This window comes from Streptomyces sp. NPDC054975, from assembly GCF_053609105.1.
On record NZ_JBSGWV010000031.1, the window covers coordinates 36,599 to 53,319 of the forward strand.

The window sequence follows — 16,721 nt, forward strand, 5'->3', positions numbered from 1 at the left end:
TAACCTCGTATACGTGTCGTCTCTCGCGCTGTACCGCCGCTACCGCCCCGAGTCCTTCGCCGAGGTCATCGGGCAGGAGCATGTCACCGACCCGTTGCAGCAGGCCCTGCGGAACAACCGGGTCAATCACGCGTACCTGTTCAGCGGGCCCCGTGGCTGTGGCAAGACGACCAGCGCCCGGATCCTCGCGCGGTGTCTCAACTGCGAGCAGGGGCCTACGCCGACCCCTTGCGGGGAGTGCCAGTCCTGCCGTGACCTGGCGCGGAACGGGCCGGGGTCCATCGACGTCATCGAGATCGACGCCGCTTCCCACGGTGGTGTGGACGACGCCCGTGACCTGCGGGAGAAGGCCTTCTTCGGGCCCGCTTCCAGCCGGTACAAGATCTACATCATCGACGAGGCCCACATGGTCACCTCGGCGGGCTTCAACGCCCTGCTGAAGGTGGTCGAGGAGCCGCCGGAGCACCTCAAGTTCATCTTCGCCACCACCGAGCCCGAGAAGGTCATCGGGACGATTCGGTCGCGGACCCATCACTACCCCTTCCGGCTCGTGCCGCCCGGCACCCTGCGGGAGTACCTGGGTGAGGTCTGCGGGCGCGAGGGCATCCCCGTCGAGGACGGCGTGCTGCCGCTCGTCGTGCGCGCCGGCGCCGGTTCCGTGCGTGACTCGATGTCCGTGATGGACCAGCTGCTCGCCGGAGCGGCCGCCGACGGTGTGACATACGCCATGGCGACGTCTCTGCTCGGATATACGGACGGGTCGCTGCTCGACTCCGTTGTGGATGCCTTCGCCGCCGGTGACGGGGCCGCCGCCTTCGAGGTCGTCGATCGTGTGGTCGAGGGCGGCAACGACCCTCGGCGGTTCGTCGCCGACCTGCTGGAGCGGCTGCGCGACCTCGTGATCCTCGCCGCGGTGCCCGACGCCGCCGAGAAGGGGCTCATCGACGCCCCGGTGGACGTCGTGGAGCGCATGCAGGCGCAGGCGTCCGTCTTCGGGGCGGCCGAGCTCAGCCGCGCGGCCGACCTCGTCAACACGGGGCTGACGGAGATGCGCGGCGCCACCTCGCCCCGCCTCCAGCTGGAGCTGATCTGCGCGCGCGTGCTGCTGCCCGCCGCCTTCGACGACGAGCGGTCGCTCCAGGCCCGGATCGACCGGCTCGAGCGCGGCGCCGCCAACGCGCCCGCCCCCGCCCCCGTCTTCACGGCCGGTTCGCCGGCGCCCGCCATGGGGTACGTCCCCGGCCCCGACGCCCATACGCCGATGGCCCCGCCGCCGCCCTCACAGCCGGTGCAGCAGGCCCCCGCCCCTGCCGTCCAGCAGGCCCCCGCCCCTGCCGTCCAGCAGACCCCGGCCCCCGCCGCCCAGCAGGCCCCCGCGCCCGCGCCCGCACAGCCCGAGAGCGCGCCCCGGCCCGGGGCCTGGCCCGGCGCCGCGACGCCCGGCGCTCCCGCCCCCGGCGCGTGGCCCGGCGCCTCGGCCGCCCCCGCGCCGACGCCCACGCCGGCCGCCCAGGCCCCGGCCCCCGCCGCCTCCGCGCCCGCTCCCTCGGGAGACATGGCCCAGGGCGCCGCCCAGGTGCGGAACATGTGGCCGTCGATCCTCGACGCCGTCAAGAACAGGCGCCGCTTCACGTGGATCCTGCTCAGTCAGAACGCCCAGGTCGCCGGCTTCGACGGCACCACCCTCCAGCTCGGCTTCCTCAACGCCGGCGCGCGTGACAACTTCGCGAGCAGCGGCAGCGAGGACGTTCTGCGCCAGGTCCTGGCCGAGCAGTTCAACGTGCAGTGGAAGATCGAGGCGATCATCGACCCCTCGGGCGGTGTCAACCCACCGCCCGCCGCGACCGGCTTCGGCGGCGGCCGCCCGGCCCCCGCCGCCGCGCCCCAGCAGCAGTGGGCTCCCGCCCCGCAAGCTCCGCAAGCCCCCCAGGCCACGCCCGCCCCGCCGACCCAGAACGCTCCGCAGGCGCCCGCTCCCGTACGGCAGTCCCCGCCCCAGGCACCCGCCCAGCAGCACCACGCCCCGCCGCCCGTCGCGCCCGAGGACGACATGCCCGAGGAGGACGACCCGGACCTGGTCGACTCCGCCCTCTCCGGCCACGACCTGATCGTGCGCGAGCTCGGAGCGACCGTTGTGGAGGAATACACGAACGAGTAGGGGCGTCTCGCTCGGTGGCCCGCACAAGGGACATCCGGCCACGCGGGCTACCCTGGCTGGCGTGAAGGTCCTCGTCATCGGCGGCGGCGCCCGCGAACACGCCCTGTGCCGCTCTCTCTCCCTCGATCCCGACGTCACCGCTCTGCACTGCGCGCCCGGCAACGCCGGAATCGCGGAGGTCGCCGAGCTGCACCCCGTCGACCAGCTGGACGGCGAAGCCGTCGCGCGGCTGGCCACCGACCTCCAGGCCGGCCTGGTCGTCGTCGGCCCGGAGGCCCCGCTCGTCGCGGGCGTCGCCGACGCCGTGCGCGCGGCCGGCATCCCCTGCTTCGGCCCGTCCGAGCAGGCGGCGCAACTGGAGGGCTCCAAGGCGTTCGCCAAGGACGTCATGGCGGGCGCCAATGTGCCCACCGCCCGCAGCTACGTCTGCACGACCGCCGAGGAGATCGACGAGGCGCTCGACGCCTTCGGCGCTCCGTACGTCGTCAAGGACGACGGTCTCGCGGCGGGCAAGGGCGTCGTGGTCACCTCCGACCTGGCGGAAGCCAAGGCGCACGCCCTCGCCTGCGACCGCGTCGTGATCGAGGAGTACCTCGACGGCCCCGAGGTCTCCCTCTTCGCGATCACCGACGGCGTGACCGTCCTCCCGCTCACCCCCGCGCAGGACTTCAAGCGCGCGCTCGACGGCGACGAGGGCCCGAACACCGGCGGCATGGGCGCGTACTCCCCGCTGCCGTGGGCGGACCCCAAGCTGGTCGACGAGGTCATGGACACCGTCCTGCAGCCGACCGTCGACGAGCTGCGCCGCCGGGGCACCCCGTTCCAGGGCCTGCTGTACGCCGGTCTGGCGATCACCAGCCGTGGCGTACGGGTCATCGAGTTCAACGCCCGCTTCGGCGACCCGGAGACCCAGGTCGTCCTCGCCCGGCTGCGGACCCCGCTGGCGAGCGTCCTGCTGAACGCCGCCAACGGCACCCTCGACAACGAGCCGCCGCTGAACTGGCGCGAGGACGCGGCCGTGACCGTCGTCATCGCCTCGCACAACTACCCGGCGACCCCGCGCACGGGCGACCCGATCGAGGGCCTGGACGAGGTCGCGGCACAGGATGGACCGGACGCGTACGTCCTGCACGCCGGGACCAAGCGGGACGGCGACGCGATCGTCAGCGCGGGCGGGCGCGTCCTGTCCGTCACCGCGACCGGAAACGACCTGGCGCAGGCCCGCGAGCGGGCGTACAAGGCGGTCGGCCGCATCCGTCTCGACGGCTCGCACCACCGTACGGACATCGCACGCAAGGCCGCGGGGGAGTGAACCCCTAACCGCCCCGAGCCGTCATCACCTTTACCCAAAGCCATTCCATCGAGTGACGGGTGAGCCATCCGGATGACGCCTGCCGAAGCCCCAACTAGGGTGCGGCGCAGGCGTTCCGGCACTTGGCCCACCGGCATTGCGATGTCAGTGGCGGGTGCCACAGTGGGGGAGTGAGCAACACCGCCACGGGCAGTCCCGACGAGGACAGGAGGGGGTGATGTACGGCGTGTCCGGTACCGGTTCGGTTGTCGGCGAGGAGATGGGTGCGCGCGCCGCGCACGCCCGGGCCCTCGCCGTGCTCCGCGTCCGCGGCAGGGCACTGGGCCTCGCGCTGCTCCCCGCCGCCGCGGCCGTGATCCTTTACGCGGGCGGGGTCACCGGCCATATGACCGGGACCGGCTGGGACAGCGCCCGCTGGGTCGTCACCGCGTTCGCACTGGTGGTCCTGCTCGCGGCGGCGGCCGTGGCCCTGGTGATCGCGCGTTCCCGGCCCGCCGTCACGCCGACGGTCGAGCTCTCCGAGCGCGCCGCCCCCGATCTGTACCGGATGGTGCGGGACCTGGCCGACCGGCTCGGGGTCCCCGCGCCCTCCGCGATAGCCCTGACCCCGGACTGCGACAGCTGGCTGGAGGACCGTACACACCCCTCCCACAGCGCACACGAGTCCGGCCGTACGACAGGACTCCGGCGCTCCGCCGACGCGCCGGTCCTGGTCATAGGCTCGCCCTTCCTGTGGTGGATGCGCGTCGGTGAGCTGCGCGCGGTCCTCGCCCCCGTCGTCGCCGGTACGGCTCCGGCGGCGCAGCCCGACATAGCCGCTGCGCGCCGCTTCGTGCAGGGCCTCGACGCCGCCGTCGCCGCTCCCCGCAGCCCCGGACTCGGCCCGGTCGGCAGGCTGGGCGCGCGGGGGATCGCGTGGGTCGCGCGGGTCCTGCTGCGCCTGTGCCGCGGGCACGCCGCCGAGATGGAGCGGGGTGTGGCCGCGGCCGGTTCGGAGCGCGCACAGGCTGTGGACTACGGCATCCGGATCGTCGCGCAGGAGCAGGTCGGCCTCGCCTACGCGGGCTGGGACCGGCTGCTCACCCGGGTCGCGCTGCCCGCCTGGCGGATGGGCCGCTGGCCGGCCAGCCTCGACGTGGGTGTGGTCGCGGCGCTCACCGAGCTCTCCCGCCGGGACCGCCTGGCCGACGGCTTCACCTCCCGGCTCGGCGAGCGCCCGGCCTGCGACCTGCTCGAAGAGCCCGGCGCCGTGGACGAGGCGGCCTCGCTGCTCGCCGCCCGGCTCTTCCACGGCGGCCCGGCCGAGCCCGGCCCGGACTGGTCCCCGGTCGACTGGAGCCAGTACCCGGAGGAGGTCGTCGACCGAAAGTGGCGCAGCGACGCGGCCCGCCTCCACCAGGTCCTCGACGAACTGGGCGTCCTCCCGACGGGCCCGGCCGCCCACGGCGGCGCCGGCCCGGGGCCGTCCGGCGGCCCGGCCCCCGCGACCACGGCCGGAACCGGTGCCGGACCCGACGAACCGGAACCCGAGGCGACCGTCGACGGCCCGACCCTGACCCGCGTCCTGACCCACCTCTCGGCCGACGGCCGGCCGACCGAGCCTCACCCGGAGCCGCAGCCCCCAGCGCCGGTATCCACCCCCGCCACCCAGGCGGCCGAACCCCCCGCCTCCGACGACCTCGACGCCGATCAGCCTCTCGTCGCGAATCCCGCCTCCGACGACCTCGACGCCGATCAGCCTCTCGTCGCGAATCCCGCCTCCGACGACCTCGACGCCGATCAGCCTCTCGTCGCGAACCCCGCCCCCGACGACCTCGACATCGAGCAGCCCCTCGTCACTAACCCCGCCGCCGATGTCCTCGCCGCCGCGCTCACCGCGCATGTGGCGCGGGAGGAGGCCGCGCGGCCCGTGGCCCCTGTGCCCGCCTGGCACACGGATGCCTTCGGGGCCGACGCGCTGCCGCTCTTCCCGCTGCAGCCGCCCCGGACCGGGCGGGACCTGCTCGCCGACCACGTCACGGCGATGGTCTGCTGCGCCGCCGTGGACACCGCGGGCGCCGCCCCCGGCCTCGACTGGCTCGACGGGCCCGCGCTCCTCGTCGGCGGCGTGCGGAGCACGGACCTGACCGCCCGCGTCCTCGCCCTGGTCGAGGACGGCGACCCCGACCCCCTGCGCGCCTGGCTCGCGGAGACCGGCGTACGCCCCGAGAAGCCCGTCCGCCTCGTCTGAGGCGCGGGAGGCCCCCGGGGGCCCCGAAAAGGGCCGCGAGCGGTCGCGAGCGCCGGTGGCCACCGGGCCCCAGGAGCCGGGGAGGCCCGGGCTCGGTCAGGGTCTCCTGGAGCTTGCCCTCTAGGGCCTCGCGGCAGGTGAGGCCGGAGCCCAGGAGGGCCAGGGAGTCGCCCGTCCCCAGGCGCCCCACCCCCCAAGCCGCCCACCCACACCGGAACCTTGCCTTCCGTTCACGTCAATTCGCGACGAACGGTGACGGAGTGCGTGCGTTATGTGATGTGCTGGAGACCGGCACTGACAGCAGCACATGACTGCGCGACGACAGCTCATGTGCGGACGACGGAAGACGGCACGCGGGGGAGTCGAGGGAGGGGCGCGACATGGGGGCGGATCAGATCAGGCGGTGGGAATCGGGCGCGCTCGCCCACGCCGTCACGGACCCGTTCGGCCAGGGACCTCTGCCCTGGCTGCGCGGCTCGGAGAACTACTTCGACGACACGGGCCAGGTCGTCCCCTGGTACGCCGACGAGACGCTGGCCCGCGGCGGCAGTGGCGGCCCGCGCACCGCCGACGACGTACGGAGCCAGATCAAGGGCTTCGCGTCCAACGGGGCCGTGGCCCCCGGCGAGGCGATCGATTTCCACATCACCGTGGACCCGCCGCAACAGTTCTCGGTCGACATCTACCGGATCGGTCACTACGCGGGCGAGGGCGCCACCAAGATCACCACCAGCCCCCGGCTCCCCGGCATCGTCCAGTCGGCCCCGCTCGCCGCCGACCGTACGGTCTCCTGCCACCACTGGTGGCTGTCCTGGCGGCTGCAGATCCCGGCCCACTGGTCGATCGGCGCGTACGTCGCCGTGCTCACCACCGCCGACGGCTACCGCTCCCACATCCCGTTCACCGTCCGGGACGACCACCCCGCAGACCTCCTCCTCGTCCTCCCGGACATCACCTGGCAGGCGTACAACCTCTACCCGGAGGACGGCCGGACGGGCGCCAGCCTCTACCACGCGTGGGACGAGCAGGGCCGCCTCCTCGGCGAGGAGGACGCGGCGATCACCGTCTCCTTCGACCGCCCCTACGCGGGCGCGGGCCTCCCCCTGCACGTCGGCCACGCCTACGACTTCATCCGCTGGGCCGAGCGGTACGGCTACGACCTCGCCTACGCCGAGACCCGCGACCTGCACGCCGGCCGCGTCGACCCGACCCGCTACCGGGGCCTGGTCTTCCCCGGCCACGACGAGTACTGGTCGGTCCCCATGCGCAGGACCGTCGAACTCGCCCGCGAGCAGGGCACCTCCCTCGTCTTCCTCTCCGCCAACACCATGTACTGGCAGGTGGAGCTGGGGCCCTCCCCGTCCGGGGTCCCCGACCGGCTCCTCACGTGCCGCAAGCGCCGGGGCCCCGGCCGCGCCGCGCTCTGGCGCGAGGTCGACCGCCCGGAGCAGCAGCTGCTCGGGATCCAGTACGCGGGCAGGGTGCCCGAGCCGCACCCCCTGGTCGTACGGAACGCGGACCACTGGCTCTGGGAGGCCACCGGCGCCGGCGACGGGGACGAGATCCCCGGCCTGGTCGCGGGCGAGGCCGACCGCTACTTCCCGCGCACCGCGCTCCCCGAGCACGAGGGCCGCATCCTGCTCGCCCATTCGCCCTACCGGGACAGCGAGGGCGCCCTGCGCCACCAGGAGACCTCGCTCTACCGGGCGCCGTCCGGGGCATGGGTCTTCGCCTCCGGCACCTTCGCCTGGTCGCCCGCCCTGGACCGGCCGGGCCACGTCGACGCCCGGATCCAGCGCGCCACCGCCAATCTCCTCGACAGGATCTGTAAGAGGGACTGACCAGGGGCGTTCGAGGGGCCGCTCGCCGAGCGCCCCACTCCGTGCGAGAGAATCGAACCGTTCCTGGATCAACCTACGCGGAGGAACCGTGTCCGGATTCGTAGAAAAGCCCGAGCCTGCCCAGGTCCCGGGCCTGACCCACCTCCACACGGGCAAGGTGCGTGACCTCTACCAGAACGAGGCCGGCGAGCTCGTGATGGTGGCCAGTGACCGCATGTCCGCGTACGACTGGGTCCTGCCGACCGAGATCCCCGACAAGGGGCGGGTGCTCACCCAGCTCTCCCTGTGGTGGTTCGACCGGCTCGCCGACCTCGCCCCCAACCACGTCATCTCCACCGACGTCCCGGCCGGCGCCCCCGCCGACTGGGAGGGCCGCACCCTCATCTGCAAGTCCCTGGCGATGGTGCCGGTCGAGTGCGTCGCCCGTGGCTATCTGACGGGTTCCGGCCTGGTCGAGTACAAGGAGTCCCGCACGGTCTGCGGCCTCGCACTCCCCGAAGGTCTCAGCGACGGCTCCGAGCTGCCCGCGCCGATCTTCACCCCGGCCACGAAGGCCGCCGTCGGCGACCACGACGAGAACGTGTCGTACGAGGAGGTCGCCCGCCAGGTCGGCGCGGAGACCGCCGCGCTGCTGCGCCAGACGACCCTCGCCGTCTACGGCCGGGCCCGGGACATCGCCCGCGAGCGAGGGATCATCCTCGCGGACACCAAGTTCGAGTTCGGCTTCGCGTCGACCGAGGAGGGCGAGCGGCTGATCCTCGCCGACGAGGTCCTCACGCCGGACTCGTCCCGCTTCTGGCCGGCCGACCAGTGGGAGCCCGGCCGCGCCCAGCCCTCGTACGACAAGCAGTTCGTGCGCGACTGGCTGACCTCCCCGGCCTCCGGCTGGGACCGCACGAGCGAACAGCCGCCGCCGGCGCTCCCGCAGGAGATCGTGGACGCGACCCGCGCCAAGTACATCGAGGCGTACGAGCTGCTGACCGGCCGCTCCTGGCAGTAGAAGCGACACGAAGAAGCCCCCGGTCGGATCGACCGGGGGCTTCTTCGTATGGAGCGGACGACGAGATTCGAACTCGCGACCCTCACCTTGGCAAGGTGATGCTCTACCAACTGAGCCACGTCCGCATGCGCCGTAGCGCGGAGCCAACTATACCCAACCTTTTTCGCGCGCGAGCCGCACCGCCGTATGACGGTTCTCGGCACCGAGCTTCGCGGCGGCCGAGGAGAGGTAGTTCCGCACCGTTCCCTGCGAGAGCGAGGCCCGCTCGGCGATCTCCGCGACCGGTGCGCCGTCGGCCGCGAGATCGAGCACCTCGGCCTCGCGCGCGGTCAGCGGGGAGTCCCCGGCGGCGATCGCGTCGGCGGCCAACTCTGGGTCCACGTAACGGTTTCCGGCGTGCACGGTACGGATGAGCTCCGCCAGCCGCTGGGCGCTGACGGTCTTGGGCACGAAGCCGCGCACGCCGGCCGCGAGGGCCCGCTTGAGGTGGCCGGGCCTGCCGTGGCTGGTCACGATCATGGTGCGGCAGCCGGGCAGTTCGTCCCGCAGGGCTGTGGCGACCCTCACACCGTCGAGGCCCGGCATCTGCAGATCGAGGACGGCGACATCGGGCCGGTGGGCGCGGGCCATGGCAAGCGCCTCGGGTCCGGTGGCGGCCTCGGCGACGACCACGAGATCGTCCTCCAGGGCGAGCAGCGCGGCGAGCGCGCCCCGGATCAGATGCTCGTCGTCGGCGAGCAGCACGCGTACGGGCACCGGCGGGACAGGCGGTACGGACGGGACAGGCGGTACGGTCACAGCCCCTGCCCCCGCCCGGCCGCAGGCACCGGCACCAGCGCCGTCACCTGGAACCTACCGCCGCCGTCCGGCCCCGCCTCCAGGGTGCCGTCCACCGTCGCGAGCCGCTCCCGCAGTCCCGCGAGGCCCGAGCCGCGCCCCATCACCGCCCCTTCCCGTACACCGTCGTTCCGCACCGTCAGCAGCACCGAACCGTCCTTCTCCCGCAGCGAGATCGCGCAACTCCGCGCGTCTCCGTGCCGCAGCACGTTGGTCGTCGTCTCCCGCACCACCCAGCCGAGCACCGACTGGACCTCGACGGGCAGCTGATGGGGCACCGGGTCGATCGCGCAGTCGATGCCGGCGGCCCCGAGCACCCCGCGCGCGCCCTCCAGTTCGACGCGCAGGTCCGCCTCCCGGTAGCCGCGCACCACGTCCTGTACCTCCCGCTGGGACTCGCGCGCGATCCGCTGCACCTCGATCATCTGGTCCACGGCCTCGGGCCGTTCTCGCCGCGCGAGCTGCACGGCGAGTTCGCTCTTGAGGGCGATCACCGACAGGTTGCGGCCCATGACGTCGTGCAGGTCGCGGCCGAAGCGGAGCCGTTCCTCGGCGACGGCGAGCCGGGCCTTCAGGTCGCGGGAGCGCTCCAGCTCCCAGACGGCGTTCATCAGCCAGCGGGAGAATCCGCAGGCGGCGACGAGTCCGGCGCCGCCCAGGAGGATGCCGACCGCGTAGCCGAGGGCCTCTCCCGGGTGGCCACCCATCGCCGCGACGGCGGCGCCGGTGGCGAGGGCGGCGGCCGGAGCCACGAGCACCATCCGCCGGGGCCGGCGCACGCACAGCACGAGGCTGCCGAGGCTGAACGTGACCAGTCCGGTGATGACGGCGGAGGCCACCGCGACGTCTTCGAGCACCCCCGTGGCCCGCAGCGCGATCACGATCAGCGCACCGACCGCCGTGAGGACGGTCAACGCGACGGCGAGCCGGACCGGCCGGTCGCGCCGTTCCAGCGCCCAGTCCAGGGCGTGGGAGGCGAGCACGCCGGTCAGCACGGCGTGCACACAGACGAGGAGCGAGAGCGCGAGGCCGAGGGCCGGATCGAGCCTCTGCTCCCCGGCGCGGGTGAGAGGGACGAGGCCGATGGCGGCGACCTCGATCACGGCGAAGAAGTGGAACGTCCACCGGGTGTACAGCTCGACCTTGGCCGCACTGCCGCGCCGGCTCCACCACCCCGTCAGCCTGGACATGCGCCCGGGCCCCCCTTTCTAGCGTCGCGGCTCCCAGCGGAACCACTTCCGGACAGCAAACACGGTGATGACGCCCCAGGCCAGCGTGGTGAGCGCGGCGGTCAGCAGCTCCTTGGTGTCGCCGACGCCGAGCCAGCCGGCCCGGACGAACTCCATGACGCCGGTGAACGGCAGCAGTTGGGTGATGCTCGCGGCCAGGTCGGGAAGGACGTCGCGGGGCACCATCAGCCCCGAGCCCATGGCCGAGATCAGGAAGAACGGCAGGGTGGTGAGGCCCGCGCTCTCGACGTTGCGGGTGAGGGCGGTGGTCGCGGCGGCCAGTCCGGCGAGGAGCAGGATCGCGGCGACCAGGCCGAGCAGGAGCAGGTCGGGCCTGCGCGGCGCGGGTACGTCGAGGGCGAGGGCGCCGCCGACGGTGAGGACGGCGCACTGGAGGAGCGCGATGGCGGCGGAGGGGAGCGCGGCGCCGCCGAGGATCTCCAGGTCGGTGGCCTCTCCGGTACGGAGGCGCTTGAGGACCAGTTCTTCGCGCCGGGCGACGAGGGCGGAGACGAGGCCCATGTAGACGACGAGGACGAGGACCATCCCGGTGCCGCCGATGAGGGTGGTCCCGGCCAGGCCGCCGGGCAGCTCGTCCTGGCTCATCTGCCCGAGCGAGGACCGCAGCACGGAGATCATCAGCAGCGGCATGAGGAGGGCGATGAAGAGGTTGTTCTTGTTGCGCCCGAGGAGGGTGAGTTCGGCCCGTCCGAGCGAGGTCATCCGGCGTGCGGTCGCGTTCATCGGGCGGTCTCCAGGTCCACGTTCAGGTCCAGGGGCTGGTCGCCCTGGGCGTCGGTGCGGGAGGCGATCTCCAGGAAGGCCTCTTCGAGGGTGGCCGAGCGGGCGTCGAGCCCGTCGAGCCGTACGCCGGTCTCGCGGGCCCAGTCGAGGAGCTCGCCGAGCGCGTCCTGCAGCGTGTGCGTACGGATCTCCACGCGCCGGGCGTGCGCGGCGGCCTTGAGCGTGAGCGGGAGCCGGCCGGGCTCCACGCCCTCGGGGAGGGTGAAGCGGATCCGGGCGGGCCGGGCGGCGGTGACCTCGGCGGGGGTGCCGGAGAGCACGATGCGACCCTGGTGCATGATCGCGAGCCGGTCGGCCAGGGTCTCGGCCTCCTCCAGGTAGTGCGTGGTGAGGACCACGGTCGTCCCCTCGTCGCGCAGCGCCCGTACGAGCGTCCAGGTGTCGCGGCGCCCCTCGGCGTCGAGGCCGGTGGTCGGCTCGTCGAGGAAGAGGACCTCGGGGCGGCCGAGGAGCGCGAGGGCGAGGTCGAGGCGCCGCCGCTCGCCGCCGGAGAGCTGCTTGATCCGCACCTTCTCGCGCGAGCCGAGCCCGACGGCCTCAAGGGCCTCGGCGGCCGGACGCGCACCGGTGGTGCAGCCGGCCCACATTCGTACGGTCTCGGCCACGGTCAGGTCGGACGGGAAGCCGCCCTCCTGGAGCATCACTCCGATCCGGGGCCGGACGGCGGCGCGCTCCCGGTACGGGTCGTGGCCGAGGACCCGGACGGTTCCGCCGCTCGGTGCGGCGAGGCCTTCGAGGAGCTCGACGGTGGAGGTCTTGCCCGCCCCGTTGGTGCCGAGCAGGGCGAAGATCTCGCCCCGGGGGACGGTGAAGGAGACTCCGTTGACGGCTTCGAAGCCGCCGGAGTAGCGCCGGCGGAGGCCCTCCGCCACGATCACATCGGTCATGGCTCAAGCCTCGCGGCGGATTCGGCCGGTCGGCAGTGCGCGCTGTCATCACTGCACATGACAAATGTCAGCGGGAGCCGGGCTCGGAGGGCGTCGGACGGAGGCGCGGACACGACGAAGGCCCGGTTCGTGAGAACCGGGCCTTCGTTCAACGAGCGGACGACGAGATTCGAACTCGCGACCCTCACCTTGGCAAGGTGATGCTCTACCAACTGAGCCACGTCCGCATTGCTGCCGCTCAGCTCTCACTGGGCGGTGCGAGCACCACTGTACCTGATGCACCGGAGTGCTTGGTAATGCGATGCAGAGCGGGTGACAGGAATTGCACACTGCGCCTTCCCCCTGGAAGGGGGATGTTCTACTACTGAACTACACCCGCACGCTGCGTGAGGTTCGGCCCTGCGGCCTCGCCCCTCGGCGTGATCCAGACTCTAGCCGATCAACGGGGGTGCCGTGCAACTCGGTGGTCGGCGGCAGGTCGGCCGCCCGGCTCAACTGGCCTCGCGGAAGGCCTCGTAGACCCGCTTCGGGATGCGGCCGCGGGCGGGCACGTCCATCTTGTTGGACTGGGCCCAGGCGCGGACGGCCGCCGGGTCGGGGGCGAGGGCGGTGTGCTTGTACGAAGCCACGGAAGCGGGCGCGCCGGCCGTGGCGGCCTTGCCCGTCAGCTTCCGGCCGGCCGCGAGGTAGGGGGCGAGCGCCTTGCGCAGTTTCTTTGCATTGGCGGGATTCAGGTCGATCTCGTACATCTTCCCGTCCAGGCCGAACGCAACCGTTTCCGCCGCTTCTCCGCCGTCGATGTCGTCGAAGAGAGTGACCACTACTCGCTGAGCCACGGATATCGGTCCTTTCCTGCGGCGTGCCGTGATCGTCATGGTGCGTGAAGCACCTCTGACGTGCGGCGACGCCGACTTTACGGCTGCCCCGGGCCAATGCTGCTTTCCTCTGTATTCCTTTGTACAGCGGTAGGCGTCGCATTGTGAAGCCCAGCCAATTGCATCAGCGTGTCTCCCCGCAATGGGCCGCGCAATATTTCACTTGAATTTTCCGTGGGGATCTTCGGAGATCTCCGGGAGGCTTTGTAGGGTCCTCCAGTCCTCTACCCGCGTAGAATTTGGAGGCAGGTACGCTGAGGGAACCGCCCACGCAACACACCACCGGGAGTGCCAGTGGCACGCGTCGTAGTCGACGTCATGCTCAAGCCGGAGATTCTCGACCCCCAGGGCCAGGCCGTGCAGCGTGCACTGCCCCGCCTCGGATTCGAGGGAATCGCCGACGTCCGCCAGGGAAAGCGCTTCGAGCTGGAGGTGGAGGGACCGGTCGACGAGGCCGCCCTCGCCCGCATCCATGAGATGGCCGAAACCTTCCTCGCCAACACCGTGATCGAGGACTTCACCGTCAAGGTCGAGTCCACGGAGACCGCCGGGGCTTCGTCGTGACTGCACGCATCGGCGTCGTCACGTTCCCCGGAACGCTCGACGACCAGGACGCGCTCCGCGCCGTCCGCGTGGCGGGCGCGGAGCCCGTCCCGCTCTGGCACCGCGACAAGGACCTCAAGCAGGTCGACGCCGTGGTCCTGGCCGGTGGCTTCTCCTACGGCGACTACCTGCGGGCCGGAGCCATCTCCCGCTTCTCGCCGGTCATGGAGCCGCTCATCGAGCAGGCCAAGGCGGGCATGCCCGTCCTCGGCATCTGCAACGGCTTCCAGATCCTCACCGAGGCCCACCTGCTGCCGGGCGCGATGCTGAGGAACAACCACCTGCACTTCATCTGCCGCGACCAGAAGCTGCGGGTGGAGAACGCGGAGACCGCCTGGACGTCCGACTACGAGCAGGGCCAGGAGATCCAGGTCCCGCTCAAGAACATGGACGGCCGGTACGTCGCCGACGAGCGCGTGCTCGACGAGCTGGAGGCCGAGGGGCGGGTGGCCTTCCGCTACCTGGACGTGAACCCCAACGGCTCGCTCCGTGACATCGCGGGCATCACCAACGCCGCGGGCAACGTGGTCGGCCTCATGCCGCACCCCGAGCACGCCGTCGAGCCGCTGATCGGTACGGGCCGTACCGACGGCCTCGGTTTCTTCACCTCGATCCTCAAGAAGCTGGTCAACGCCTGATGACTCTGGACACGGTCAAGCACGCGGCCGAGACGCCGGACAGCGAGCAGCCCTGGAAGGAGCTCGGCCTCAAGGAGGACGAGTACGCGCGCATCCGCGAGATCCTCGGCCGCCGTCCCACGGGCGCCGAGCTCGCGATGTACTCCGTCATGTGGTCCGAGCACTGCTCGTACAAGAGCAGCAAGGTCCACCTGAAGCAGTTCGGTGAGAAGACCCCCGAGAACGACGCCATGCTCGTCGGCATCGGTGAGAACGCGGGCGTCGTCGACGTCGGCCAGGGGTACGCGGTCACCTTCAAGGTCGAGTCGCACAACCACCCCTCATACATCGAGCCCTACCAGGGCGCGGCCACCGGCGTCGGCGGCATCGTCCGCGACATCCTCGCCATGGGCGCCCGCCCGGTCGCGGTGGTCGACCCGCTGCGCTTCGGCGCGGCCGACCACCCCGACACCAAGCGTGTGCTCCCGGGCGTCGTCGCGGGCATCGGCGGCTACGGCAACTGCCTGGGCCTGCCGAACATCGGCGGCGAGGTCGTCTTCGACGAGTGCTACCAGGGCAACCCGCTGGTCAACGCCGGCTGCATCGGCGTGATGAAGCACGAGGACATCCACCTCGCCAAGGCCTCGGGCCCCGGCAACAAGGTGATCCTCTACGGCGCCCGCACCGGCGGCGACGGCATCGGCGGCGTCTCGGTCCTCGCGTCGGAGACCTTCGACGACACGAAGCCCACCAAGCGCCCCGCGGTCCAGGTCGGCGACCCGTTCCAGGAGAAGCTCCTCATCGAGTGCACCCTGGAGATCTTCAAGGAGAAGCTGGTCGCGGGCATCCAGGACCTGGGTGGCGCCGGACTCTCCTGCGCGACCTCGGAGCTGGCGTCCGCCGGTTCCGGCGGCATGCGCGTCGAGCTCGACCGGGTCCACCTGCGCGACGCGACGCTCTCGCCCGAGGAGATCCTCATGAGCGAGTCGCAGGAGCGCATGTGCGCGATCGTCGAGCCCCAGCACGTCGACCGCTTCCTGGAGATCTGCGAGAAGTGGGACGTCATCGCGGTCGTCATCGGTGAGGTGACGGACGGCGAGCGCCTGGAGATCTTCTGGCACGGCGAGCAGATCGTCGACGTCCCGCCGCGCACGGTCGCCCACGAGGGCCCGGTCTACCACCGGCCGTACGCCCGCCCGGAGTGGCAGGACGCGCTCCAGGCCGACGACGCCGGCAAGCTGCCCCGGCCGCAGAACGGCGAGGAGCTGAAGGACCAGGTCCTGAAGCTGGTCTCCTCCCCGAACCAGGCGTCGAAGTCCTGGATCACGGACCAGTACGACCGGTTCGTGCAGGGCAACACGGTCCTGGCGCAGCCCGAGGACGCGGGCATGGTCCGCATCGACGAGGAGACCAACCTCGGCGTGGCCATGGCGACCGACGGCAACGGCCGGTACGCGAAGCTCGACCCGTACACGGGTGCGCAGCTCGCGCTCGCGGAGGCGTACCGCAACGTCGCCGCCTCCGGTGCCAAGCCGCTGGCGATCTCGGACTGCCTGAACTTCGGTTCGCCCGAGGACCCGGCCGTGATGTGGCAGTTCGCCGAGGCCACCCGTGGTCTCGCGGACGGCTGCCTGCAGCTGGGCACCCCGGTGACCGGCGGCAACGTCTCGCTGTACAACCAGACCGGTGAGGTCGCCATCCACCCGACGCCGGTCGTGGCCGTGCTCGGTGTGATCGACGACGTCAACCGCCGTACGCCGATCGCCTTCGCGGAAGAGGGCCAGCTCCTCTACCTGCTGGGCGACACGCGTGAGGAGTTCGGCGGCTCGGCCTGGTCCGAGGTGATCCACCAGCACCTCGGCGGTCTGCCGCCGGCCGTGGACCTGGACCGGGAGAAGCTGCTCGGCGAGATCCTGATCTCGGCCTCCCGCGACGGCATGATCGACGCGGCGCACGACCTGTCCGACGGCGGCCTGGTCCAGGCGGTCGTGGAGTCCTGCCTGCGCGGCGGCACGGGCGCGCGCCTGGTCGTCCCGGACGGCCTGGACGCCTTCACGTTCCTCTTCAGCGAGTCGGCCGGCCGTGCGGTCGTCGCCGTCCCGCGCAGCGAGGAGCTCCGCTTCACCGACATGTGCGGCGCGCGGGGTCTCCCGGCGACGCGGATCGGTGTCGTGGACGGCGAGGAGATCGATGTGCAGGGCGAGTTCAGCATCGCGTTGAGCGAGCTGCGCACGGCGCACGAGGCGACGATCCCGGGCCTGCTGGCCTGACGCACAGCACGAGGGAAGCCCCCGTCCGGACCTTCGGGTCAGGGCGGGGGCTTTCTCG

General features: G+C 72.1%; 13 protein-coding genes and 3 tRNA genes. 8 read left to right on the forward strand and 8 right to left on the reverse strand.

The features are described 5' to 3' along the window. Nucleotides 1-13: 13 nt before the first annotated feature. From ACWF79_RS24280 to ACWF79_RS24300, 5 genes are all read left to right on the forward strand, one after another. Nucleotides 14-2,158 (forward strand): DNA polymerase III subunit gamma and tau, encoded by a 2,145-nt coding sequence (locus tag ACWF79_RS24280; RefSeq protein ID WP_453730240.1) that lies wholly within the window; start codon nt 14-16, stop codon nt 2,156-2,158. A gap of 61 nt (nt 2,159-2,219) precedes the next feature. Next, the gene (gene purD / locus ACWF79_RS24285; protein ID WP_453730241.1) at nt 2,220-3,470 is read left to right on the forward strand and encodes a phosphoribosylamine--glycine ligase; all 1,251 of its coding nucleotides are present in this window, start codon (nt 2,220-2,222) and stop codon (nt 3,468-3,470) included. Nucleotides 3,471-3,687: 217 nt separating this feature from the next. Next, on the forward strand, nt 3,688-5,700 hold the full coding sequence (locus ACWF79_RS24290; protein WP_453730242.1) for a hypothetical protein: 2,013 nt from the start codon (nt 3,688-3,690) through the stop codon (nt 5,698-5,700). Nucleotides 5,701-6,080: 380 nt separating this feature from the next. Beyond that, entirely contained in the window at nt 6,081-7,541 is a 1,461-nt protein-coding gene (locus tag ACWF79_RS24295) for a N,N-dimethylformamidase beta subunit family domain-containing protein (RefSeq protein WP_453730243.1), read from the forward strand. Nucleotides 7,542-7,629: 88 nt separating this feature from the next. After that, entirely contained in the window at nt 7,630-8,541 is a 912-nt protein-coding gene (locus ACWF79_RS24300; protein ID WP_453730244.1) for a phosphoribosylaminoimidazolesuccinocarboxamide synthase, read from the forward strand. Nucleotides 8,542-8,590: 49 nt separating this feature from the next. On the opposite strand, the gene ACWF79_RS24305 is transcribed toward ACWF79_RS24300, so the two are convergent. The 8 genes from ACWF79_RS24305 to ACWF79_RS24340 form a co-directional block, all read right to left on the reverse strand. Beyond that, a tRNA-Gly gene (locus tag ACWF79_RS24305) sits at nt 8,591-8,666 on the reverse strand. Between the two features lie 22 nt (nt 8,667-8,688). Further along, nucleotides 8,689-9,339 carry a response regulator gene (locus ACWF79_RS24310; RefSeq protein WP_453730245.1) on the reverse strand — a complete coding sequence of 217 codons (651 nt, stop codon included), beginning with the start codon at nt 9,337-9,339 and terminating at the stop codon, nt 8,689-8,691. After that, the gene (locus ACWF79_RS24315) at nt 9,336-10,568 is read right to left on the reverse strand and encodes a sensor histidine kinase (RefSeq protein ID WP_453730246.1); all 1,233 of its coding nucleotides are present in this window, start codon (nt 10,566-10,568) and stop codon (nt 9,336-9,338) included. Before ACWF79_RS24315 ends, ACWF79_RS24310 begins: the two co-directional genes overlap by 4 nt. A gap of 18 nt (nt 10,569-10,586) precedes the next feature. Beyond that, nucleotides 10,587-11,351 carry an ABC transporter permease gene (locus tag ACWF79_RS24320; RefSeq protein ID WP_453730247.1) on the reverse strand — a complete coding sequence of 255 codons (765 nt, stop codon included), beginning with the start codon at nt 11,349-11,351 and terminating at the stop codon, nt 10,587-10,589. After that, nucleotides 11,348-12,298 carry an ATP-binding cassette domain-containing protein gene (locus ACWF79_RS24325; RefSeq protein ID WP_453730248.1) on the reverse strand — a complete coding sequence of 317 codons (951 nt, stop codon included), beginning with the start codon at nt 12,296-12,298 and terminating at the stop codon, nt 11,348-11,350. The genes ACWF79_RS24320 and ACWF79_RS24325 overlap by 4 nt, the downstream gene beginning before the upstream one ends. Nucleotides 12,299-12,452: 154 nt before the next feature. Next, nucleotides 12,453-12,525 (reverse strand) — tRNA-Gly (locus ACWF79_RS24330). Between the two features lie 80 nt (nt 12,526-12,605). Then, nucleotides 12,606-12,677: transfer RNA gene (locus tag ACWF79_RS24335), tRNA-Gly, on the reverse strand. Between the two features lie 112 nt (nt 12,678-12,789). After that, nucleotides 12,790-13,134: a histone-like nucleoid-structuring protein Lsr2 gene (locus ACWF79_RS24340; protein ID WP_453730249.1), complete on the reverse strand. Its 345-nt coding sequence runs from the start codon at nt 13,132-13,134 to the stop codon at nt 12,790-12,792. A 333-nt stretch (nt 13,135-13,467) separates the two neighbouring features. On the opposite strand from ACWF79_RS24340, the gene purS reads away from it, so the two are divergent. Genes purS through purL form a run of 3 tightly spaced genes read left to right on the forward strand, consistent with a single transcriptional unit; the run spans nt 13,468 to nt 16,663 of the window. After that, nucleotides 13,468-13,737 (forward strand): phosphoribosylformylglycinamidine synthase subunit PurS, encoded by a 270-nt coding sequence (gene purS / locus ACWF79_RS24345; RefSeq protein WP_260230829.1) that lies wholly within the window; start codon nt 13,468-13,470, stop codon nt 13,735-13,737. Next, nucleotides 13,734-14,414: a phosphoribosylformylglycinamidine synthase subunit PurQ gene (gene purQ / locus ACWF79_RS24350; protein WP_453730250.1), complete on the forward strand. Its 681-nt coding sequence runs from the start codon at nt 13,734-13,736 to the stop codon at nt 14,412-14,414. The genes purS and purQ overlap by 4 nt, the downstream gene beginning before the upstream one ends. After that, nucleotides 14,414-16,663, forward strand: a complete 2,250-nt coding sequence (gene purL, locus ACWF79_RS24355) for a phosphoribosylformylglycinamidine synthase subunit PurL (protein WP_453730251.1) — start codon at nt 14,414-14,416, stop codon at nt 16,661-16,663. The genes purQ and purL overlap by 1 nt, the downstream gene beginning before the upstream one ends. Nucleotides 16,664-16,721: the final 58 nt, after the last annotated feature.

Bases quoted from the DNA above. Each gene is read 5' to 3' on its own strand.
- purL (WP_453730251.1), top strand. From the start codon at position 14,414: ATGACTCTGGACACGGTCAAGCACGCGGCCGAGACGCCGGACAGCGAG.
- ACWF79_RS24295 (WP_453730243.1), top strand. From the start codon at position 6,081: ATGGGGGCGGATCAGATCAGGCGGTGGGAATCGGGCGCGCTCGCCCAC.
- ACWF79_RS24325 (WP_453730248.1), bottom strand. From the start codon at position 12,298: ATGACCGATGTGATCGTGGCGGAGGGCCTCCGCCGGCGCTACTCCGGC.
- ACWF79_RS24290 (WP_453730242.1), top strand. From the start codon at position 3,688: ATGTACGGCGTGTCCGGTACCGGTTCGGTTGTCGGCGAGGAGATGGGT.
- ACWF79_RS24315 (WP_453730246.1), bottom strand. From the start codon at position 10,568: ATGTCCAGGCTGACGGGGTGGTGGAGCCGGCGCGGCAGTGCGGCCAAG.
- ACWF79_RS24320 (WP_453730247.1), bottom strand. From the start codon at position 11,351: ATGAACGCGACCGCACGCCGGATGACCTCGCTCGGACGGGCCGAACTC.